This window comes from Maribacter antarcticus DSM 21422 (genome assembly GCF_000621125.1).
In the GTDB taxonomy this organism is placed as follows: domain Bacteria; phylum Bacteroidota; class Bacteroidia; order Flavobacteriales; family Flavobacteriaceae; genus Maribacter; species Maribacter antarcticus.
Window position 1 is genome coordinate 514,249 of sequence record NZ_JHZC01000004.1, and the last position, 22,753, is coordinate 537,001.

General features: G+C 37.2%; 14 protein-coding genes and 1 pseudogene. 11 read left to right on the forward strand and 4 right to left on the reverse strand.

All coding sequences use genetic code 11. The annotated features are described in order from the left end of the window. Positions 1-106: 106 nt before the first annotated feature. Both ilvA and Q360_RS0102270 read left to right on the forward strand, forming a co-directional pair. Complete coding sequence (gene ilvA / locus Q360_RS0102265) at positions 107-1,384, forward strand: threonine ammonia-lyase (RefSeq protein WP_036194765.1); 1,278 nt, start codon at positions 107-109, stop codon at positions 1,382-1,384. A gap of 78 nt (positions 1,385-1,462) precedes the next feature. After that, positions 1,463-3,040: an NADP-dependent glyceraldehyde-3-phosphate dehydrogenase gene (locus tag Q360_RS0102270; protein ID WP_027075645.1), complete on the forward strand. Its 1,578-nt coding sequence runs from the start codon at positions 1,463-1,465 to the stop codon at positions 3,038-3,040. Between the two features lie 4 nt (positions 3,041-3,044). Here Q360_RS0102270 and Q360_RS22040 read toward each other — a convergent pair whose 3' ends face one another. Further along, complete coding sequence (locus tag Q360_RS22040) at positions 3,045-4,829, reverse strand: PAS domain-containing hybrid sensor histidine kinase/response regulator (RefSeq protein WP_051554525.1); 1,785 nt, start codon at positions 4,827-4,829, stop codon at positions 3,045-3,047. Further along, positions 4,826-5,953 carry an FIST signal transduction protein gene (locus Q360_RS0102280; RefSeq protein ID WP_027075646.1) on the reverse strand — a complete coding sequence of 376 codons (1,128 nt, stop codon included), beginning with the start codon at positions 5,951-5,953 and terminating at the stop codon, positions 4,826-4,828. The genes Q360_RS22040 and Q360_RS0102280 overlap by 4 nt, the downstream gene beginning before the upstream one ends. Positions 5,954-6,523: 570 nt before the next feature. Here Q360_RS0102280 and Q360_RS0102285 point away from each other — a divergent pair. From Q360_RS0102285 to Q360_RS0102295, 3 genes are all read left to right on the forward strand, one after another. Then, a complete protein-coding gene (locus Q360_RS0102285) occupies positions 6,524-7,723 on the forward strand; it encodes an MFS transporter (RefSeq protein WP_027075647.1) in 1,200 nt (399 codons plus the stop codon). 194 nt (positions 7,724-7,917) lie between these two features. Further along, complete coding sequence (locus Q360_RS0102290; protein ID WP_027075648.1) at positions 7,918-9,192, forward strand: serine hydrolase domain-containing protein; 1,275 nt, start codon at positions 7,918-7,920, stop codon at positions 9,190-9,192. 209 nt (positions 9,193-9,401) lie between these two features. Next, positions 9,402-10,073, forward strand: coding sequence for a class I SAM-dependent methyltransferase (locus Q360_RS0102295; protein WP_245603134.1), 672 nt, complete (start codon positions 9,402-9,404; stop codon positions 10,071-10,073). Positions 10,074-10,220: 147 nt separating this feature from the next. Here Q360_RS0102295 and Q360_RS0102300 read toward each other — a convergent pair whose 3' ends face one another. Next, positions 10,221-13,466, reverse strand: a complete 3,246-nt coding sequence (locus Q360_RS0102300) for a WD40/YVTN/BNR-like repeat-containing protein (protein WP_027075650.1) — start codon at positions 13,464-13,466, stop codon at positions 10,221-10,223. Positions 13,467-13,865: 399 nt separating this feature from the next. Here Q360_RS0102300 and Q360_RS0102305 point away from each other — a divergent pair, with 399 nt between their 5' ends. Beyond that, positions 13,866-14,426 carry a hypothetical protein gene (locus Q360_RS0102305; RefSeq protein WP_156949983.1) on the forward strand — a complete coding sequence of 187 codons (561 nt, stop codon included), beginning with the start codon at positions 13,866-13,868 and terminating at the stop codon, positions 14,424-14,426. Between the two features lie 3 nt (positions 14,427-14,429). Here the strand turns inward: Q360_RS0102305 and Q360_RS0102310 are convergent, their stop codons facing one another. Beyond that, positions 14,430-15,029: a methyltransferase domain-containing protein gene (locus tag Q360_RS0102310; RefSeq protein WP_027075652.1), complete on the reverse strand. Its 600-nt coding sequence runs from the start codon at positions 15,027-15,029 to the stop codon at positions 14,430-14,432. A gap of 291 nt (positions 15,030-15,320) precedes the next feature. On the opposite strand from Q360_RS0102310, the gene Q360_RS0102315 reads away from it, so the two are divergent. The 5 genes and pseudogenes from Q360_RS0102315 (at position 15,321) to Q360_RS0102340 (ending at position 22,673) form a co-directional block, all read left to right on the forward strand. Beyond that, complete coding sequence (locus Q360_RS0102315) at positions 15,321-18,560, forward strand: S41 family peptidase (protein WP_027075653.1); 3,240 nt, start codon at positions 15,321-15,323, stop codon at positions 18,558-18,560. Positions 18,561-18,746: 186 nt separating this feature from the next. Beyond that, positions 18,747-19,310, forward strand: coding sequence for a Crp/Fnr family transcriptional regulator (locus Q360_RS0102320; RefSeq protein WP_027075654.1), 564 nt, complete (start codon positions 18,747-18,749; stop codon positions 19,308-19,310). A gap of 62 nt (positions 19,311-19,372) precedes the next feature. After that, on the forward strand, positions 19,373-19,951 hold the full coding sequence (locus tag Q360_RS0102325) for an NAD(P)H-dependent oxidoreductase (protein WP_027075655.1): 579 nt from the start codon (positions 19,373-19,375) through the stop codon (positions 19,949-19,951). Between the two features lie 566 nt (positions 19,952-20,517). Next, positions 20,518-21,441, forward strand: a pseudogene (locus Q360_RS0102330) (serine hydrolase domain-containing protein); the annotation flags it as partial. Positions 21,442-21,800: 359 nt separating this feature from the next. Next, positions 21,801-22,673: a LytR/AlgR family response regulator transcription factor gene (locus Q360_RS0102340; RefSeq protein ID WP_027075657.1), complete on the forward strand. Its 873-nt coding sequence runs from the start codon at positions 21,801-21,803 to the stop codon at positions 22,671-22,673. The last annotated feature ends 80 nt before the right edge of the window (positions 22,674-22,753 follow it).

The following is a 22,753-nucleotide window of genomic DNA, read 5'->3' on the forward strand; positions in this document are numbered from 1 at the left end:
ATGAAAACTAGATTTCTATTCAGTTATTCTTAACCGGACAATTTTGGTTTTAAAATAGTAGGTAATAAACAGAGTGCTGACTAAAACTTATAAGCTATCATAATCTATGGGAAAACCTAATAAAAAAGTACCCATCTCCTATTTTCCTAAATTGGATGATATACATAGTGCTGCTAAAATAATTTCTGAGATTTCAGAAATAACCCCATTGACTCTTAGTATTCGACTTGCAAAAGAATTTGACTGTACTGTTCAGTTAAAAAGAGAAGACCTACAACGGGTACGCTCCTATAAAATTAGAGGGGCTTTTAATAAAATAAGTTCGCTGACTGCATCAGAAATTAAAAATGGAGTCATATGCGCAAGTGCAGGTAATCATGCTCAAGGATTCGCCTTTGCTTGTCATCATTTAAAAATCAAGGGTACGGTTTACATGCCATCGGTAACACCAAAGCAAAAAGTGGAGCAAACGCGCTTATTTGGCGGTGATTGGGTAGATGTGGTTTTGGAGGGTGATAGCTTCGATGATGCCTCTCAAGCAGCGCAAGTTCATGGAGCTAAAACAGGAAAGATTTTTGTTCATCCCTTTAATGACCCGAAAATTATTGAAGGTCAGGCTACCGTTGGGTTAGAATTAATGAAACAAACTAAAAATCCAATAGATTATCTTTTTGTTTGCGTTGGTGGTGGTGGTTTGGCATCTGGTCTTATTAGTGTTTTTAGTCAGCTGTCGCCAAACACTAAAATTATTGGTGTAGAACCAAAAGGAGCACCCTCTATGAAATCTTCAATGGAGAAGGGAAAAATATTTGCTTTGGACCATATTAACAAGTTCATTGATGGAGCGGCTGTAAAGCGGGTAGGGGAGTTAACATTTCCCATCTGTAATAACTTTTTAGATGATATGATTACGGTAGATGAAGGTAAGGTTTGCCAAATTATTCTTGATTTGTATAACAGAGATGCGATTGTAGTTGAACCGGCAGGAGCGATGACTATTGCCGCCTTAGATCAATATAAGGACGAGATAATAGGCAAGAATGTAGTGTGTATAATTGGAGGTAGTAATAATGATATCGCAAGGACAGCAGAAATCAAAGAACGTGCTTTACTATATGGCAAACTAAAACACTATTTTATTATTAGGTTTCCACAAAGACCAGGAGCCTTAAAGCAGTTTGTGGTAGATATTCTAGGTCCTAAAGATGATATTACTCATTTTGAATATACAAAGAAGTCTAGCCGCGAGAATGCACCTGCGGTGGTAGGAATTGAATTGAAAAGCCCAGAAGACTTAGCACCATTGATTCAGCGAATGAAAGCAAATAATTTCTATGGTGATTATATAAATGACAAGCCAGACTTATTTGAGTATTTGGTTTAGCTTTCATTATATAATAAAAGAACAATCTAACTATTTGGAAAAACGAATAAATTAAAATATCTTAAGCGCAAAAATGCTATGAAAATACCTGAAGAATTTCAAATACATGAGGCTTTACATCAAAAGCACTATTTAGTAAATGGAGAATTAAAAGAATGGAAAGGGGAAACCACAGAAGTGTTTTCAACAATTTCTTCTACAGAAGATTATAAACCTACCTTGTTAGGAAGTATACCTGATTTACAGGAAGCAGAAGCATTAGAGGCTTTGGACGCTGCTTTGGGCGCATATGGCAAGGGTCAAGGAGTTTGGCCCACCATGCAGGTAAAAGATCGTATTGAATGTATGGAGGTTTTTGTTAGCAAAATGAAGACCAAAAGGACAGAAATTATAAAATTGCTAATGTGGGAAATTGGTAAATCTCTGCCCGATTCTGAAAAGGAATTTGATCGTACGGTTGATTATATTGTGGATACGATAGAGGATTACAAGCAGCTAGATAGGGATGCTGCCAAATTTCAAAAACAGGATGGCGTTTATGCCCATATTAAACGAGGACCGCTTGGCGTGGTCTTATGTCTTGGACCATATAATTACCCATTGAACGAGACGTTTGCCTTATTGATTCCCGCAATTATCATGGGAAATACTGCGATTTTTAAGCCGGCAAAGCATGGGGTATTATTAATTACACCACTTTTGGAAGCATTTCAATCTAGTTTTCCAAAAGGGGTAGTCAACATTATATTCGGAAGAGGTCGCGCAGTCGCAGCACCGATAATGAAAACCGGAAAGGTAGATGTGCTCGCCTTGATTGGGAACAGTAAATCTGCTAATGCGTTACAGGAGCAACACCCAAAAAGTAATCGTTTGAGATTGGTACTGGGCTTGGAGGCTAAAAATCCAGCAATCATTTTACCAGATGCAGATATGGATTTGACCATAAACGAATGTATTGCAGGAACACTTTCCTTTAATGGACAACGTTGTACTGCCCTTAAAGTGGTCTATGTACATGAAGATATTCAAAAGAAATTCAATGCACGTTTTGCTGAAGCGGTAGACAGTTTAAAGTTCGGTAACCCTTGGGATGACGGGGTGAAATTAACCCCATTACCCGAGCCCCAAAAGCCAGCATATATTCAAGAACTAATAGATGATGCCCTTTCGAAAGGTGCTAAAATACTGAATAAAAAAGGCGGACAACATTTTGATAATTATATCTGGCCAGCTGTTTTGTATCCGGTCACAAAAGATATGCGCGTGTACCAAGAGGAACAGTTTGGTCCTATAATCCCTATACTTCCCTTTGTGGATATTGAGGAGCCTTTAGATGATATGGCTGAAAGTAATTATGGGCAGCAGGTGAGTCTTTTTGGTAAGGACGTTTATGCTTTAGCGCCGTTAATTGATACTTTGGTAAATCTTGTTTGTAGAGTGAACTTGAACAGTTCCTGTCAAAGAGGACCAGATGTGTATCCGTTTACAGGGAGGAAGGATTCTGCCCAGGCTACATTGAGTGTGCATGATGCACTGCGTTCTTTCTCAATTAGGACTTTTGTGGCCTTTAAGGATAACGACCTTAATACAGAAGTCATAAAACAACTGTTGGAAACCAAACTCTCTAATTTTGTGAGCACGGATTATATTCTTTAAGTTTTTAGGTTCGGGCATGGCTTTTTAGCTTTGCCCTTGCCTCTTTGATAATGTCGCTCAATTTCTGATGTAATTCATTTGGGTTAAACGGTTTAGAAATTAGTCCGTTCATTTTATTATCCATTATTTCATTTTTTATATCAGCACTTGTTGATGCAGAAAGTGCATATATGGGGATATTCCTATTTAGGGATTGGGAAGATTCCTTTATTAATTTACACGATGTAAACCCATTCATAACTGGCATTTGTAAATCCATTAATACAAGGTCGTAGCTGTTTTGTTTAGCCATTTCAAATGCAATCTCTCCATTTTCGGCAATATCGAAGTCAACATGCCATTTAGAGAGGAATTTTTTAATGACCATAATGTTTACTTTGTTGTCTTCGGCAACTAGTATTTTTGCACCAACTAGGTCGGGAGCATCCTTCCCTTCTAGCATACCGTGCTCGTTATTAGAAGTTAAGGTTGACTCTGTTGTTCCTTTATTTAGTTGTAATAAAAAACTAAAAGTAGAGCCTTTACCTTCTTCACTATCAACATGTAATGTGCTTCCCATTAATTCTAGTAATTGCCTGCAAATAGCTAATCCTAGTCCAGTACCCCCATATATTCTAGTCGTATCTGAATTTGCCTGGGCAAAGGATTGGAATATTCTTTCTTGCTTTTCTGACGGGATTCCTATTCCGGTATCCCTTACAAAAATCTCTAAAAGACAGGTTTCTTCGGTTTCTGCCGCCATTTCAAGATCAAGAGTTACCCTGCCTTTTTCTGTAAACTTTAAAGCGTTGCTAACCAAGTTGTTAAGTATCTGTGAAATACGAACAGAATCTCCCATTAGCACATCTGGCAAAACGTTATCTTTTTTGATAGCGAACCGTATATTCTTTGCTTTGGCCCGATTATTAAAAATACCTTGTATGCCGTTAAGCAAATGGGTAACACTAAATTCTACCTTTTCTAAGTCTAAAGAACCCGAGGAAATTTTATTGAAATCCAAAATATCGTTTACAAGTCCTAATAAATGTTCTGATGAATATTTTAAGGTCTGAAGATTTTCTAATTGTTCTGGTTTGGGGTTTTCTAATAGCATTAAATGACTAATACCTATTACCGCATTTAAAGGGGTCCGTATTTCATGAGACATTGTTGATAAAAACTCATCCTTGGCCCGGTTAGCTAAGGTCGCTTTATCTTTTGCATTAAGCAGTTCAATTTCTGTCTTTTTTAAGTCCGAAATATCTACAATAGTTCCAATATAGCCTTGGATTGTGCCAGTTTTATCGATAATCCCTTTGACAGAAACATCCACCCATTTAGTTTCCTTGTGTGCTGTTTGCACCCGTAAAACATTACTTTGAATATTTAGATTTAGTTGCTCTAAATCAATCAAATTTATAATATGTTCCCCATCTAGGGTATAGCTCTTTTCATAAAAAGGCTTACCTATACATTCGGCAACTGTATAACCAGAAAGTTTTTCCCAAGCGGGGTTAAGATACTTCCAATTACCTTCAAGGTCTATTTCAAAAATCACATCCTTAATGTTTTCCGCAACTTTAGACAATCTACTAGAAACTGCGTCAATTCTGGAAATTAGTCGCTTATTTGCTAAAAAAAGCTCTTGAGAGCTCTTTTCTAGGACGTTTTCGGTTTGCTTAAGATCCTTGTCAAAGGCTACATAGGCTTCGTTGATTTGTTCCAAAAATGGAGTTAATTTGTCTAACTGGTTGTTAGTCAAATTAGTTTTCTTTAGTTGTCTATTTAGTAATCGATGGTATCGTTTCATTCTGCAAGGGTCGTAATAGTCATGGTTTGGTTGTGCAGTTCACAAGGTGAAAATTCATCGAAAGGGGCAATTTCACCATAGGAATAGAATCCTGTGGTGAAAATTCCCTCACCAAGCTGTTCGTTAACTGCCTCTATCTCTTCTTCCACAAGTTGTTTTAAGACTAACCTGCGACCTACACAGCTAATTAGAAAAGCTAATTGCTGTTCATCATCCATACTCTCTCTGCATGTTATGGCGGATTCCTCCGCCCCTTTTATGATGCGGTCTATGTTGGCTTTCATCAACCGAACATAAGAGCCTTCCGGAATGTTGCCCGCAAATGTTAAACTATTATTTTTTTCATCTATACCAAGGATGGTTCTAACCACAGGTGTACCTTGGTTTTTATCACGCATACTTAACGGAAACAGTAATCCTGAGCCTGGAAGGTCTTTGGCTTTATCACCTAGATAAGATTTATAAAGCTCCAGTGCTGGTTTGCCATCCAATTCATACAGCACATTTTTATTGGATTTTGTCACTAATCTTTCTATTCCAAAACTGTCCCAACCACCTTTGGATGCAAAACCAACTTTTAAACCCGCGCCATAAAGCCCTAAGGCTACTACTTTTCTAGATGCCATTTCGTTATTGTAGACAATAAACGTATTATTGAAATCGGCCCCATCCCCTGCTAAACCTCCTGTTATACTTACGTATTTATTCAGGTTGTCATATAATCCGCTAACTAATTCTGCCCCATTGACTTCCAGACCATCACTTAGGACAAAAATATGTCTAAGGTCTTTCTGATGAAGGGACTCACTAATGGTCTTTCCGGTTTTATAACTATCCATTTCATGATCTCCGAGATCTGTATGTACAAGCTTTAATTTGGTGCTCTCAAACTTTACTGCTGTTAACGCTACGGTACCGTCCAATACTTCGTTACCTAGTATTTCGCCAGCAGTAGAGCAACCAATAGCTAAAGTATTTGGAAATTGAAGATGAAGGTTTTTTATAAAATTCTTTGGATTGGTAAATTGTGGAGAGATAAAAATAAAGAATATATCTGGTATAAAATTCATAGCCAGATTATTTAGGTCTTCAACGCTGGTATACTGTTGTTGATGTATTTTCATAAAATTAATTAAATAAGATAACTCTTACATAACGTAAAATCACATGTATTTGGTATGAAAGCGAATTAAAAAAAGGTGTTGATTCCCTGCTTTTTAGCAACATTTAGCTACTAAACATTGTTATTATATACTGACTTTGCTTGTCTAGGAAGATTTTGCGGTTTGGAATTAGTTTCGTTTTATGACGGTTATATTGTTCTTATATCAAGAATACTGAAGCATTAAATCAATAAAATTATTACTGCTGTACCACTTCATGTTCTAAGGAAAAAGATTTAAATACGGAGATTATTCAGCAATTAATGCGGACGAAACGCTCCAATTTCGTGAGCACGGATTATATTTTATAATAACCATATACAAGACATTAAAAAGCATCGGAATAGTACTTCGATGTTTTTTAATATGGTATTTTATCTTAATTTTTTATAAAAAACGCATAATCTGTTAATTTAGAATATATATTGGATAATACTGTACCTAAGATTTAAATATCTCAACATAACTTTGTTCCGATAATTATAAGGTCAATTTATAAATAAACGGGTGGCCTTATATAACAAAACGGTTATGAAAACTAATCCATCAAATAAGAAAGCCTTGCTGGCATTGGCCATAGGAGGTTTTGGTATTGGCCTTACAGAGTTTGTAATTATGGGTATCCTAACAGAGGTATCTAGCTCATTGGATATCACAATTTCAGAAGCGGGTCACTTTATTGCTGCATATGCCTTAGGTGTGGTGGTAGGAGCTCCTATTTTGACAAGCTTAGGTTCAAAAGTTTCAGCTAAAAGAATGCTATTCATGTTAATGATTTGGTTCACGGTATTCAATACGCTATCGGGATTGGCAACTGGGTATAGTAGTTTATTATTTCTAAGGTTTTTATCTGGAATTCCACATGGTGCCTTTTTTGGTATTGGTGCTGTTGTTGCTACCAAACTATCAAAGCCAGGGAAGTCTGCACAAGCTATTTCTATTATGTTTTCGGGTCTTACTATAGCAAATGTTTTAGGAGTGCCTTTAGGGACATATCTTGGACAACAGTTTAGTTGGAGTGCTTCTTTTTTTCTTGTAGGTGCAGTAGGTCTTTTAGCACTTTCTAGTATCTTACTTTGGATGCCACATATAGAAACTCAGAATAAAGAAAAGAAAGTACCTAGTCAAAATGGATTTAAAAACATGGAGTTTTGGGCATTAATTGCCTTAACGACCATTGGAACGGGTGGCTTTTTTGCATGGTATAGTTATATTGCACCACTGATAACTAATATTGCCGGGTTATCTGATAATTTTGTAGGCTATGCCATGATGCTTGCCGGATTAGGAATGGTAGTAGGTAATTTTATTGGTGCTAAAATGGCAGAACTTTTTTCGCCGTTAAAAGCAGTTATTCTTAGTCTGTCCTTAATGGTTATTATTTTACTTATAAACATGGTTATTGCTACTAACCCTTATTTATTAATGGTGTTGACTTTTGTAATAGGTGTTGTTTCCTTTACAGTGGCAACGCCCATACAAGTGGCTATTATCAATACGTCTAAAGGTTCTGAAATGCTAGCTTCTTCCATGAATCAAAGTGCTTTTAACATGGGAAATGCTTCTGGAGCTTACTTGGCTGGACTACCCATCGCGTTTGGTTACGGAATTATATATTCTAGTTTGGTAGGTGCTATGTTAGCTTCTTTTGGAGTTCTTATAGCTTTAACTATTTTTATAATAAGAAAGCAAAAGGAGGTAAACTATCGCAAAATGGTAATGCACTTGTAATAAAAATATCAAATACTAAAATCGAAATTAAAAGAACTTATTTTATAGGTTCTTTTTTTGTATAACATTGTGTTCTTTAGTAATAAGCATTATTTTTAAAGAATTAACAATTTGTTCAACGCTATGAGTAATGCAGTTCATCGATACTTTAATATAAAATATTGCGTTTTAACGATACCTAAATCTTTTTAATTGTGCATCGGATTAAATTATTTATTGGCAGCGCTGCTATTGTACTTACAGTTTATATACTAACAGTTTCTTCAGTTGATTCAGGTAATAATAACATTAGTAATTCTGTTCAGTCTCCAAATAAATCTTTGGCAGATGTACAAGAATCACGGGTATATAATTTTCATAAAAAATTATTATTCAATGCTTTAAATTCTTATTTTGAACAAGCAATAAAAGCTGGAGATATCGTTGGCGCTGGTGTAAGCATCGTACAAGGAGATTCAATTTTGATTTCTAATGGATTTGGAAAACGGAGTGTCGATAAAAATACTGCTGTTGATGGTGAGACCGTATTTCGACTAGGGTCCTTGTCCAAGGGTTTTGGAGGTGTTTTGGCTGCTAGCTTACAGTCAGAAGGTAAATTAAGTTTCGATGATCAGATAGTGAAGTACTTACCTGATTTTAGCTTTGGCGATGAAAATAATACCAAAAGTGTAAAATTTGAACATATCCTTTCTCATACCTCGGGAACGCCTTATCACAGTTTCACCAATTTGGTAGAGGCGGGCATATCCATAGAAAAAATCGCCCATCGGTTCGATGAGGTCGCACCAATTAGTATCCCAGGTCAACTATACAGCTACCAGAACGCTATGTTTGCGATAGGGCAAGAAGTAATGCGGAAGGCTGCCTGTGCCGATGTTAGAACATTATTGACTGATAGGTTTTTTAAGCCTTTGGATATGTCGCACATCTCTATGGACCATACAGATTTGCTTAAAGAAAAAAATGTGGCCTTGCCGCATAGAAGAAATGGCAAAAGTTGGAGGACTACACCGTTAACCGACAAATACTACAACGCAGTATTGGCGGGGGGAATCAATGCAAGTTCAGTAGATATGGCCAAATGGATGCGGTTTTTACTTGGTCATAATCCCGATGTATTAGAATCGATTTCCATGAAGCAGGCTTTTGAGCCATTTATAACCTTTAAGAATAAAAATAAATATTACCAGCGTTGGGATGGCCACGTTAAATCCTCCTACGGTTTTGGATGGCGTATTCATGAATACCAAAAAGCAGATGCTGCTGACGTTGAAACCGTTTGGCACCATGGCGGTAGTGTAAATAACTACAGAAACGAGATTGCGGTATACCCAGCATCCGATTTAGGAATCTGTGTATTACTGAATGGTAATTCTAAATTAGCCAGAAACGTAATCCCAGATTTGCACGCTATCGTACAAAAAATTTATGAACAAAAAACAGGTGTCGCAGCAGCTAAAAAAGGATAGCTATTGGTCCCCATTTGTTTAATCTGACCATCCTTGTTGGTTACTTCTATAGAAGTACTAGGTAACTTCCATTGGCCAATAGAACCCTCTCCTCATAGTTTCAGCTATTGTGTTAAATAGATTCATTTACTTGTGTATGGGTACATTTAACCGTTTAAGCTTTGCGAGGGTAATGCTATATTTTGGATAACAGAAGTTTGTTGAGGAACATGGAAATGAAAAAAATTCGGAAATCAAAAAAACCGTGGCCAACCAAAGCAGCTATGGAACAGGTGTATGCTCTTAACCTATGGGGCAGTAATACAGCGGCGTTTTATTCGGGTGTGGGTTCCCATAATCCCGATCTTATAAATCCCTACTTAGAAGTACTCACTTCGTTTTTGAACTCTTTTAGAGCTCCTCTTGTCGTTTGTGATTTAGGCTGTGGGGATTTTAATATAGGTAAAGAATTGGTAAGGCATACCAAGAACTATATTGCGGTGGATATCGTTCCAGCACTGATCGTGCATAACAAAGAAAAATTCAACCAAGAACGTTTAGAATTCCAGTGTTTGGATATTGCAGGGGAAGATTTGCCTTCCGGAGATTGTGCGGTACTAAGGCAGGTGTTACAGCATTTGTCCAATACTGAAGTATTTGCAGTGCTGCGAAAGCTTACGGATTTTAAATATGTGGTTCTAACAGAACATTTGCCCGAAGGGGATTTTATACCAAATAAAGACATTATTTCAGGGCAGGGAATCAGGCTAAAAAAACAAAGTGGTATCAACCTAACTACGCCACCGTTTAACTTTAAGGTGCTATTTGAAAAACAACTAGTGTCAGTTCCTTTAAAGGACGAAAAAGGAGTAATTGTTACTACGCTTTATAACCTCTTTTAAATAGCTTGGTATTGCTAAATCCTATCACTCTTGGATTCTTTGTGAAACACCTATCTTATAGGTTGAATTTAACCGTAATAGCTGTTTCACAAAGTTTCTATCCAAAAGAAATATAATTACTTACGTTATGCCTACTGCTTCAAAGTTTTAATCAAACGAAAAGCTTTCGGTTTCTTTGAACGGGGAAACGTTTAATTTTTCTATAGTTCCCCTATATACTTTCCATTTGTCGCTAAAGAATGTATTGGTTTTCTCTAAAGCACTTTTTAGTTCAGTCTCCGCATACCGAATAAGGTCACGTTCAGTTTTCGTGATACCCGTTTTTCGGGTATTGGTATAATAGCTAGCGGTTCTAATGCGCTGCATTACCGTGATTTCAGGATTTCGGGTAATGCCTTGGCGTTTGTCTACGGTTCCTAAATAAAGGGCGACAACAGAATCTACCTCTTTTACAATAGCTTTTGATGCCCTTATCTGGTCTGTGTACTTTTTTTCGTCCAGTTCTTTAAGGTCTTTTCTATATTTTTCAGCCACTATTTTGCTTTCTACCAATTGCTTAACGGCATCCGCAGCCGTCTGGCTCATCTTTTCTATATTTTTTCCAGTAGTGTACACCTCATTAATAGCGGCAATATTTATAGGTAATCTAGGGTCAGATTTTACCGTAATCATTGCCTCCTCCGTTACATCCCCAAAACTCATTTTTATGATATAGGTTCCCGGTTTAACGTCCATTCCTCCAGCTTCTTTTTTGTTCTTGGAAATAGTACGTGAAGGTCGGTTTGGTCCTTTTTCGTCCATTTCCCAATAAATTCTATGGAACCCTGCTTTTTCAGGCGTTTTATATTTTAGAGTTCGTATTAATCGTGTTCCATCATAAATATCAAATTGTACGGAATCCTTTTTCTGTACTCCGGTCATTTTTTCTTTTGCTTCCTCCATTGATTCGGGAGTTGCCGTATCGGTATCTTTCTCTTCATTTTCGGTATCATCAGCTTTCTTGTCGGGCCCTTTCTTCTTCCCTTCCTTCAAAAAGTAGGTAATCATAGCACCTTCTTTTTTGTTTTCTGCGTTGTACATCGCATCTCCTCCAAACCGACTTCCAGTTGGTTGCTGATAAGCTGCCTGGTATGCCGTAGGCGGATTAAAAAGTTTTGCATCTGCTTGTAGGATTGATCTGTTAGAAGCAAGAGCCCTTAAGGGACGAATATCATCCATAACCCAAGCCGCGCGGCCAAAGGTGCCAATAACCAAGTCATGCTCTCTAGGGTGAATTACTAAATCCTTGGTAGATACCGTAGGGAAGCCTTCAGTCCATTTTTGCCAATTTGCAGCAGCATCAAAAGAGATGTAGAGTCCGTCATCGGTACCTAAGAACAATAAGTTAGGGTTTTCTAAATCTTCTACAATGCTTAGGGCGTAGCTTTGTACATCGCTCCCATCTACAATACGTTCCCATGTTTTTCCATAGTTTTTAGTACGGTAGGCATATGGCGTGTAATTGAACCTTCGGTAGTCGTTGGCAATTAAAAGCGCTTCCCCTTTGTTTTTATTAGATGCTTTTATCTGTGGAATCCAGCTTCCGGCGGGCAGTCCTTTTATATTCTGTGTAACCTCGATCCAGGTCGTGCCGCCATTCTGTGTATAATGTACTTTACCATCATCGGTTCCTACCCATAGCATATCCTTTTCTAGAGGAGAAGGTTCAATAACCAGAATGGTCGTATGGTTTTCAGCTCCCGTAGCATCCATACTTAATCCACCACTTTCGCTTTGTTTTTGCTTTTCTGGGTCGTTGGTGGTTAAATCCGGAGAAATAATGCTCCAAGTAAGACCTTTATCTGAAGTTTTGTGTACAAACTGACTCCCAAAATAGACACTGCTATTATCAAACGGGTCTTGCCCAATGGCGGAGTTCCAGTTAAAACGAAGCTTTGTATCTGCATCCGGTGGGGTAGGGCGTACCGTATAGTTGTTTCCTGTTATATGGTCATAACGCGATACACTTCCCTGTTGGCTCATGGTATAGCCAAACTGAGAGTCGTCCAAATCCGGTACCACATCAAAACCATCGCCAAAACTTATTTCTTGCCAGTAGCTATTGCGTATTCCCTGATCCCGCCACACATAGGCCGGACCTCTCCAAGAACCGTTATCTTGCATACCACCATACACATTGTATGGAAACTCATTATCTACATTAATGTGGTAAAACTGTGCAGCTGGAATATTACCTACAAAACGCCATGATTTTCCACCGTCTCTGGTAATATTCATTCCGCCATCATTCCCGTCCATCATAAACTGTCCGTTTTCTGGATGTATCCACCATGCGTGATGGTCTGGATGCACGCCATTATTAGCTCTGTAGGCCGGCATAAGCTCTTTAAAGTTCTTGCCGCCATCTTCGGATACGTTTATGTAGGTAAATACGGAATATACCCTATTTTCATTTTGTGGGTCTACGTATATTTCGGAGTAGTAAAATGGTCTGTTGCCAATGTCAGATTTGTTATTAATCATGTTCCATTTAAAACCGCCATCTTCTGATTTGTACAATGCATTTTTCTTTGCCTCTACCAAAGCATAAACAATATCAGGCTTTCCAGGAGCAATGGCAATTCCTATACGACCAAGATTTCCTTCCGGAAGGCCGTCCTCTTCCGTAATTTGTTTCCAGTTTTTTCCACCGTCATGGGTCATGTACATACCACTCCCTTTTCCGCCAGACTTAAAGAACCAAGGGTCTCTTTTATGTTCCCACATGGCGACAATCAGCTTGTTCGGATTCGTAGGATCCATTACCATATCTGCTACGCCAGTCTTATTGTTAACGAATAAAATTTGTTCCCACGTTTCGCCACCGTTCGTAGTTTTGTATACGCCACGCTCCTCATGCTCGCCCCAAGGGGAACCTATGGCGCCAACATAAACAGTGTTGGGGTCTGTTGGGTCAATTTTTATCCGATGAATATGTCGTGTTTTTTCCAAGCCCATGGATTTCCAAGATTTACCTCCGTCTAACGAACGATATACCCCATATCCACCATTAAGACTGTTCCTAGGATTTCCTTCTCCCGTGCCCACCCATATTACGGAGGGATTGGATTGTTGAATGGCCACAGCTCCTATAGATGCAGTTAGTTCCTTGTCAAAAATTGGGTCCCATTTGATACCGCCAGATGTAGATTTCCATAGTCCACCGGAGGCAGTCCCTACATACATGATTTCAGGATTGGAATGTACGGCATCTATGGCCGTAACACGACCACTCATACCGCCAGGTCCAATATTTCTAGGTTTTAGGTCTTGCATTAATTTCATATCAAAATTCTGTGCAAGTGCAGTACTAATGCAAAAAAGGAATAATAGGGAGTTTAAAACGTATTTCATTAATGTAATGTGTTAGTTGATTTTTAAGATTACCAAGTGTTAATTATCAGTTATGAATATTTTTTTTAATTCTGAGTGCTTTCCTAATTAACACCTATAGCAGCACAAGTAAAGCATATAATTGGACTGGAAAGGCCCATTTGTTACTCGTTGTTTAATTCTTTTGGACAGCCAGAAAAAAAAGAGCTGTAAGCGTATTTGCCGGTAGTAGTTTTTTGGTCATTTTTGGTACGTTAATTAGTCGCCTAAATATAGGAAAAAGCAAAGGTGTATTTCTTAAAAGGGTGTTAACTATGGTTTGATAAACTAGCTATTTTATCGAAAACAATAATTATCCAACGCCGCTATATTCTTAAGTATTCAATTTAAGCCGTAACAAAGAAGCAAAACCTGCGTCTTATGTATAGATCAATCAAATCAAAACCAATGAAAAATCAATTGTCTCAAAAACTCCAGCTTTTCATTACAGCTATAATAACCTTAACTATATTCGGTCATATTGCTTGGGATTATTTTCATGGTGGTATACCCACCCACTATATCTTACAAAGTAAAGATATGCCAGGTATTCCTAATTGGTGGGGTGCTATTGTTTTGCCCATCTTTACGTACTTCTTATTATTTCGTATTTCTAAACGCCTTGATCAGCCAGATAACAAGGAATCACTAAAGTTAATTAGTTTACGATTGTTAACTGGACTATTATTCGCCATAAGTATTTCGGTGACTTTTTTAAACGGAATTGAAGTTACGGATTACATAATGGGTCTAATTTTCATACTAGCCTTTATGTTCCCTTTATTCAAATCAGAATACCTTTTGGGTTGGGTGCTAGGTGCCGCATTTACTTTTGGAGCTATCATTCCTATTGTATTTGGTAGTATGCTATGTTTGGTATTTTTTATAATATATCAAGTGGTTGGTGGTATTAAAAAAGCACTGAGACCAAAAACCAACTAGAATTTACTTTTTAGTAAAAATCCCAAACAGTTCCTTCCCCTGTCTAGGGGGTATAGAGTTATAACAAGACTCGAAGGTTACCGTTTTAAAGTAGGGGTTCAGATAGCTAAGGTAAAGCGCTTTATTTCCTCCAAACGGACGCTTTTCCAGATTGTAAGTAATCGGAAAATCGAACCAAAGGCCAACTAATTTTCCTGTAGGTTTTAATAGTGATGCCATATGTTTTGCATACGCAGTTCTATTTTTATCACTCGGAATAAAGGAGCAAAAAAAGGTTTGTTCTATGATCAGGTCATACGATTCTTTATGCTCAAAGAAATTCCCATGCAGTAATTGATTTTCAGGGAAATTAGGATTTCGTTTTTTAAAGTTTTTTAAAGGGACTTCGGAAATATCAATAACAACAACATTTTTAAAACTCTGTTCCCATAAGTATTGTGCCTCATACGCGTTGCCAGCTCCAGGAACTAAAATTTTTATGGACTTGTCAGTTAATTGGTCTATATAGTTCTTTAAAGGGGTAGAAGGATACCCAATATCCCAACCTGTGTTTTGGTTTACATATCGTTCTGTCCAGTAGTCTTTTTCTTTTTGGGTATTCACATGCTATTTTATTAAAGAGACATAAAGATAGTTCTTCCTCTTAAGACATTTGGTTTTTACGTCAAAGGCTTGATTGGTCTGTTTAGATTTCTTCATCATTGTACCCACCCCATAATCCCCATCAGGGAGGGGATATTTTGATGCTTTAACACTTAAATCACGTCAACGGCAGCAAGGTTTATATATATATATAAGTTTGAGTTTGAGTTTGAGTTGAACTTGTTTTTACCTTTGTATTAATCAACCAATTCCCTATCTTCCTACCATTTAATTTATCAGCCAAAACGAGAAATGAAAAATTATTTACTAACGACGTTTTCCTTTTTATTTATAGCCCTATTAAGTGCCCAAGGGCATCCGCAATGGGCTAGATATCCAGCTATATCGCCAGATGGTGCCACTATTGCCTTTACGTATAAAGGGGATATTTATAGTGTTCCAGCTGATGGAGGTGTAGCGCGGCAGCTTACCTTTCATACGGCTCATGATTATGGAGTGGTTTGGAGTACTGACGGAAAGTCGTTGGCTTTCGCCTCAAATCGATTTGGAAATTTTGATGTTTTCACTATGGATGCGAAAGGTGGAACAGCGAAGCGATTGACCTTCCATAGTACAGATGAAATGCCTTATTCGTTTTCTGCAGATAATACAGGTGTTTTATTTGGAGCGGCTCGACAAGATGAAGTTACGCATAGACAATACCCTATTAGCAGGCAACCAGAATTGTATAGCGTTCCGCTAACAGGGGGTAGGGTAGACCAAATTCTCACGGTTCCTGCAGAAGATGTGCAGCTAAGTAAAAATGGTGCCGAAATGCTGTATCATGATAAAAAAGGTTTTGAGGATACGTTTAGAAAGCACCATGTTTCTGCCATTACTAGGGATGTTTGGAAATACAATATGGAAACTGGGAAACATACTATGCTTACCACTTTTAAAGGAGAGGATAGAAATCCAGTATACACTACTAACGAGAAAAGTGTTTTTTACCTGAGTGAATCTAGCGGGTCTTATAATATTCACAAACTCAATTTGGATATGCCTTCTCAAACGGAACAACTGACCACATTTAAAACGCATCCCATTCGTTTTCTGAGTATTGGTAACAGTACTATGGCCTTTAGCTATGACGGCGAATTGTATACCTACACGGAAGGAAGCGAACCACAAAAAGTGGACATTACTATACGCACGCAAAACGCTGAAAATACCGTGGAATATGTTTCTATTAACGGTGGGGTACGTGAGATGGATATTGCCCCTAATGGTAAGGAGATTGCATTTATAAGTCGGGGTGAGGTTTTCGTCACGTCTGTCGATGGGTCACTAACAAAACGCCTTACCAATACCCCAGAGCAGGAACGATTCGTAAAATTTATGCCAGATGGTAAGTCGGTGGCTTATGCAAGTGAGCGTGGTGGAAAATGGGCAATTTATAAGTCGTATAAAGTCAGAAAAGAAGAGCCTTATTTTTTTGCAGCTACTCTGATTAAAGAGGATACCCTACTGGCTAAAAGTGCAGATGTATACTTGCCAGAGTTTTCTCCAGATGGAGAATCTATGGCATACATAGAGGGGCGTAGAACTTTAAAAATTAAAAATTTAAAAACAAATAGTGAAACAACCTTATTAACACCAAACGAATTACATCACTTTTCCGACGGGGATAAATATTATCAATGGAGTCCTGACAGTAAGTGGTTGTTGGTAGACTGGGGCGTAAGCCTTAGTAATAACGAAATTTTATTGATTTCCGCCGATGGAAAAACGCGTATGAACCTAACCGAGAGCGGTTATGCAGACATTACTCCAAAATGGGTAAATGAAGGAAAGCAGTTGATTTGGTTTGCCAATCGTGAGGGATTAAAAAGCTATGCCACCAGTGGGAGAACTGAATATGATGTGTACAGTATGTTTTTAACGAAAGATGGTTGGGATAAATTTAATATGTCTAAAGAGGAGTATGACTTACTTAAATTGATTGAGGAAGGTGATAAAAAGGATGATGAAACCACCGATGAAATAGCTGATAAAAAGAAAAAGAAGAAAGAAGCAGAGGAGAAAGAGAAAAAAGTGGAACCTTTAAAATTTAATCTTGAAAATGTGTGGGAGCGTAAAGCCCGTCTCACTATTCACTCTTCTAAATTAGCTGATGCAGTCTTATCTAAAGATGGAGAAAAACTATATTATTTGACCCGTTTTGAGAAGGGCCTTAATTTATGGGAAACGGAGATAAGAACTAAAAGCACTAAAATGTTGATAGCGCTAGGTGCGAAAACGGGGAGCTTGTCTTGGGATAAGAAACAGGAGAACTTGTTTTTACTATCCGATGGTAAAATTTCTAAAATTGATACGAAAGCGGGGAAAAGTAAGCCGGTTAAGCTTAAGGCTGAAATGATATTGGATGCTGACGCGGAACGGCAATATATGTTTGATCATGTTTGGTTGCGTACCAATGGTATTTTCTATCGTTCCGATTTTCACGGTATTGATTGGAAAGCAATGCGAACCGAATATCAGAAGTATTTACCCCATATTGGAAATTCTTATGAGTTTGCCGAACTATTATCCGAGTTATTGGGCGAGCTAAATGTGTCCCACGCTGGAGGAAGGTTCAATGATGATATCCCGAACGGAGATGAAACCGCTTCTCTAGGAATTTTTATGGATTATGAATTTAAAAGTAATGGTATTAAGATTGCCGAAATTCTTAAAGACGGGCCATTAGATAAGGCAGGATTCAATTTAAAGCCCAGTATGATTATCGAAAAAATAAACGGGGAAACGATAGTTCCAACAAGAGATATTGCCAGTTATTTAAACCGAAAAAAAGGAGCATTTATGCTTTTAGATATAGTAGATGCCGCTGGCAAAAGAAAGCAGATTACGGTGAAGCCGATTAGCCTCGGCGACGAAGGTAGATTGTTATATAAACGTTGGGTGAAACAAAACGAAGACGAGGTAGCTAAAACCAGTAATGGAAAATTAGGCTATGTGCATATACCGGGAATGAGCGATGGTCCTTACCGAAACATATACGATCGTATGATGGGTAAGTTTATCGATAAAGAAGCAGTGATTGTTGATACGCGGTTTAACGGTGGTGGTGATTTGGTAGCAGATTTGGCTATGTTCTTTACAGGAATTCCCTTTTTGTCCTATGAAACCGAGGATAGGAAAGTAGGTGGCGAGCCAACGTCTAGATGGACAAAACCGACCTTGGCTATGTTCAACGAATCGATGTACAGCGATGGTTCTTGTTTTGCGAGTGGATATGTAGATTTAAAAATAGGAAAGACGGTAGGAATGCCGGTTCCAGGTACGTGTAGTTTTGCTGGTTGGGAACGTTTACCCAATGGAGGTCGTTGGGGCGTGGTGCCTGTAAGCGCCAAGAATAAGGCGGGGGAGTGGATGGAGAATAACGAGACCAATCCAGATATTCTAGTAAAAAACCAACCAGAAATTATTTCAAAAGGTCGGGACGAGCAGTTAGAGCGTTCTATTAAAGTGCTTTTAAAGGAGGTGGAATAATTTATGGTGTATGTTTGATTATTTAGATTTCTTCAACCTAGAATTCAATGTTTTTTTGAATTGCTACCCATGGGAGTTACAACGTAGTATTTGTAACATAGGAATGTAGCAAGCAGTTACTATATTATTTAATATGCGGATATTGGTACAAGTGCTTTTATCAAATTATTAGCTATGATTAAAAAAATGAGAAACTACCTGAAATCATTTAATATACTTTCGAATGAAGACATTGATGTATTCGAAAGTAACGTAATTCGTAAAACGTTAAAGAAAGGCGATTATTTTATCCAAGAGGGCAGAACTTCTAAAGAAGTAGCCTTTTTAGTTTCTGGGTTATTTAGGTCATTTTATTACTCCTCTTCGGAAGAGGAAGTAACCTATTGTTTTACTTTTTCCAATTCTTTTGTTAGTGCTTATTCTTCCTTTTTATCGCAAACCAAAACGGTAGAAAATATTCAAGCTTTGACAGATATTGAGTTGTTTACTATTTCAAGAGATGAAATTTTAAAATTAGAGGAATCAAGCACAAATTGGCTTCGATTTTTCAAATTCATTGCGGAACAAGAATATATAAAAATGGAGAAAAGAATCTTCATACTACAAAAAGAAAGCGCCGAGAAACGCCACGAAGATTCACTTACTAACCAACCTGAATATCTACAATTAATCCCTTTAAACTATTTATCCTCTTATTTAGGGATTACCCAGCGCCATTTAAGTCGCATTAGAAAGGCGATATCGAATTAGACAAATGTCCTTTCTAAGGAGTTGCATCCTGCCGTTCTTTGTGAAGAAATAAAGAACAAATTATGAAACAAGTTTTAATTATTAACGGACATCCCGACAAGCAGAGTTATAATTATGCACTATCAGAAGCGTATTTAAAAGGGGCTAGTAAGACGGATGCAATCTTGACTCAAATTAACATTGCAGACTTGGATTTTAATCCTAATCTGAAGTTTGGGTACAGAAAAAGAACAGAACTAGAACCCGATTTACTTGAGGCTATAGAAAAAATAAAAAAAGCAGACCATATTGTCTGGGTATTTCCAATGTGGTGGTATGGTTATCCCGCATTAATGAAAGGGTTTATTGACCGTACATTTTTACCAGGAATAACCTTTCAACCTATCGAAGGAAAGCCAATGCCAAAAAAATTATTGAAAGGAAAAACAGCAAGAATTATTATAACAGCTGATACCCCTAAATGGTATGATTCCTTATTTATGAAAAGCCCAGCGATCAATCAATTCAAAACAGGAACTTTAGAATTTTGTGGAATCAGCCCTGTTAAGGTGACCTATATTTCGCCTATTAAGGGTTCAAATGCTTATTATAAAGAGAATTGGTTAGGGAAAATTGCGCTGTTAGGTGAAAAATTAAAATAACCACTATCAACAGTGTTTAAAAAACATAGGGTAGTTTGTGCTTAATTCAAAGGTCCGAACTTCTTTATGATTCCACCAAATTTTAAGTGTGGCATTAAAACAAAAATTAAATCATCTAGAATAAAAAGGTTTACACTATGGAATAAAAAATGACATTAAAAATTGGTGGAGTCTCTGCCATTATAGCGGCTTTTATTTACATCTCCGCTTTCAGCGTCTATGGATTGGTATTTTTATGATTCGCAAACCATATATGGTGGTTAATGGGCAGAAATCAGACTATTGAAAAAAAAGATTTACCACCACCGTATAAATTAATTACTAGTTTTAACATACTTAAGAATCCCGAATCATCGGGACTTGTGGACTTTTTTAGTTTGTGTTTTATTTAGTAGCTTTAGAACTTACCCAGAGTAACTAATCTTGTACGACAGCCACAAGTGAACATCACACAAACTTTAAACAGTATGATGAAAATTAAAACAGCACTATTTTTACTGTTATTTGGAGTAAACCTGCAAGTCTGTATCTCTCAAGACATTGATTTTTAAACACTTGATAATTATTTTATTGAGCATGTTGATAACGGAAAAATAGCTGGTGCAATCACTTTGATTGCAAAGAAGGACGAAATTCTACATTTAAAATCTTACGGATACAGTGCTATTGAAAGCGCTGTTTCAATAAACACTGAAACACTAATTCCGATTGCTTCCATGACAAAGATTATGACTACAATCGCTATCCTACAACTTTATGAGAAAGGTGCGTTTTTGTTGGATGATTTAATTGAGAACTATATTCCGGAATTCAAGAAAGTAAAAGTTCTGACCAGGCCTGACTCTTCCTCTTCCGAAGCGTTGACAATAAAACCTACAATTCGTGACTTCTTACGTCATACTTCTGGGATAGTTTATAGTGATGGAGAGAGTTACACCGACAAACTATATCTAAAGGCAGGTTTTACACAATGGAATAAACCTCTTGAAGACTTTATATCCGCAATAACCGAAATTCCTCTTGCGTTCCAACCAAATAAAAAATGGAATTATGGGTACTCTCATGATGTTTTGGGCTTTTTAGTTGAAAAAGTGACTGGAACACCTTTGAACCAGTATTTCAAAAGCACTATTTTCAACCCTTTAAACATGAAAAACACAGATTTTTATGTTCCCAAAAACAAATCGAATAAGCTTTCAAACGTATACATATACGAAAAAGGTAAATTGATTATTGAAGACCATCGAGATTCTTCAATTTATAATACACTCCCAAACGCAATATCGGGAGGTGTCGGATGGAGGAGTCCTTACGGAGGAGTGGTTACATCAATCGATGATTTTTATATCTTGGCAAAGATGTTACGTAACTTTGGGAGTTATAATAATACTGTGATTTTTAAGCTCGAAACGATACGATTAATGATTGCAAATCAAATTGGAGATTTGGACGCTTATGGAAATAAATATGGATTAGGGGGTTGGTGTTGAAATAACGGACAACGGCAATACAAAAGAGATATTTTGGACTGGTGGTCCATATAATTCCTACTTTTGGATTGATTATGAAAAAGAAATAATTGGAATCATGTATACAAACACAGCTCCGCTCGGACATTTAGGAATGATGGATACCTATAAAAAATTAACAGAAGATGCATTAAATAACTAAACAGCGGCGGCTAACATGTTGTATAAGTAATGGCAGGAACGTGTTAACTTTTAAGTCTTATAGCCCATTCAAATTGAGGAGCAACTTGAGTCGGTAAATGCCACGAAATTTATCACTATTCTCTCAGCTTACCCTTACCTGCAAGCTAAAAAATCTAGCCTAATAGTTAAAATATTAAATGAAAATTAAGGTATATATAAAGCAGGCTTATCCGTTTTATTATGAAGACTTTAAAAAAGTTTTCATACTTCTTTGTGGTGTAGCCATCATAAGCTTTCTGTTTACCTATTTGTTTGAGCCATTTAATGTGAACCAAGCTGAGCACAAAATAAGTAGTTTGTGGATTCTAATAGTGCATGCATTTATCCCGATACCGACGGCTCTGGGCTATCTTTTTTTACTCAATAAAACCGTAAAGGATACGAGTCGTTGGACACTTGGTAAGGAATTTTTAAATCTAGCACTTCTGCTCTTTTTAATTGGTCTCACCAGTTTTTTCCTTCGGGATTTCATTTATACGAATCCCGATAACTGGTCATTTCGCTATTTCTGGGAGGAAATTCGGAACACTTTTTTGGTAGGTAGCTTAATTTTAATAATCATTTTACCTCTAAACCTTGAGCGATTATTGTACCGGCACTTTAACTTTTTGAAACAAATAGCGACTCCGTCATCAATCATAAAGAGTAGCAATTCCATTCAAATAAACACACCCATACTCGGAGAGCAATTTGAAATAAACATGGGGACATTTCTTTTTGCAAAAGTAGAGGGTAACTATATCGAAATTGTCTATAGCAGTGTGACCGGATTTGGAAAATTGTTAAAGCGAATGACTTTAAAAGAATTTGAAGAACAGTTAAACCCCTTTCCTTATGTGTTTAAAGTGCATCGCTCTTACTTGGTAAATCTGCAGAGTATCGAATCCATTTCGGGCAATGCTCAAGGATATGCGCTTCGCTTAAAAAACTTTTCTGAAGGTACTATTACAGTATCTCGATCCAATATTCAAGAATTTAATCGTGTGCTAACTAATTGCAATAAAAAGTAGGTTTGTATTTCGTCACTTTGGGTTGTCATTTGTCACTTAGCCTAATCCATCATTGACATTGTTTTTATATTTGCTATCAA

Coding starts and splice junctions, on each gene's coding strand:
- ilvA (WP_036194765.1), top strand. CDS start 107: ATGGGAAAACCTAATAAAAAAGTACCCATCTCCTATTTTCCTAAATTG.
- Q360_RS0102270 (WP_027075645.1), top strand. CDS start 1,463: ATGAAAATACCTGAAGAATTTCAAATACATGAGGCTTTACATCAAAAG.
- Q360_RS22040 (WP_051554525.1), bottom strand. CDS start 4,829: ATGAAACGATACCATCGATTACTAAATAGACAACTAAAGAAAACTAAT.
- Q360_RS0102280 (WP_027075646.1), bottom strand. CDS start 5,953: ATGAAAATACATCAACAACAGTATACCAGCGTTGAAGACCTAAATAAT.
- Q360_RS0102285 (WP_027075647.1), top strand. CDS start 6,524: ATGAAAACTAATCCATCAAATAAGAAAGCCTTGCTGGCATTGGCCATA.
- Q360_RS0102295 (WP_245603134.1), top strand. CDS start 9,402: ATGGAAATGAAAAAAATTCGGAAATCAAAAAAACCGTGGCCAACCAAA.
- Q360_RS0102300 (WP_027075650.1), bottom strand. CDS start 13,466: ATGAAATACGTTTTAAACTCCCTATTATTCCTTTTTTGCATTAGTACT.
- Q360_RS0102305 (WP_156949983.1), top strand. CDS start 13,866: ATGTATAGATCAATCAAATCAAAACCAATGAAAAATCAATTGTCTCAA.
- Q360_RS0102315 (WP_027075653.1), top strand. CDS start 15,321: ATGAAAAATTATTTACTAACGACGTTTTCCTTTTTATTTATAGCCCTA.
- Q360_RS0102320 (WP_027075654.1), top strand. CDS start 18,747: ATGAGAAACTACCTGAAATCATTTAATATACTTTCGAATGAAGACATT.
- Q360_RS0102325 (WP_027075655.1), top strand. CDS start 19,373: ATGAAACAAGTTTTAATTATTAACGGACATCCCGACAAGCAGAGTTAT.
- Q360_RS0102340 (WP_027075657.1), top strand. CDS start 21,801: ATGAAAATTAAGGTATATATAAAGCAGGCTTATCCGTTTTATTATGAA.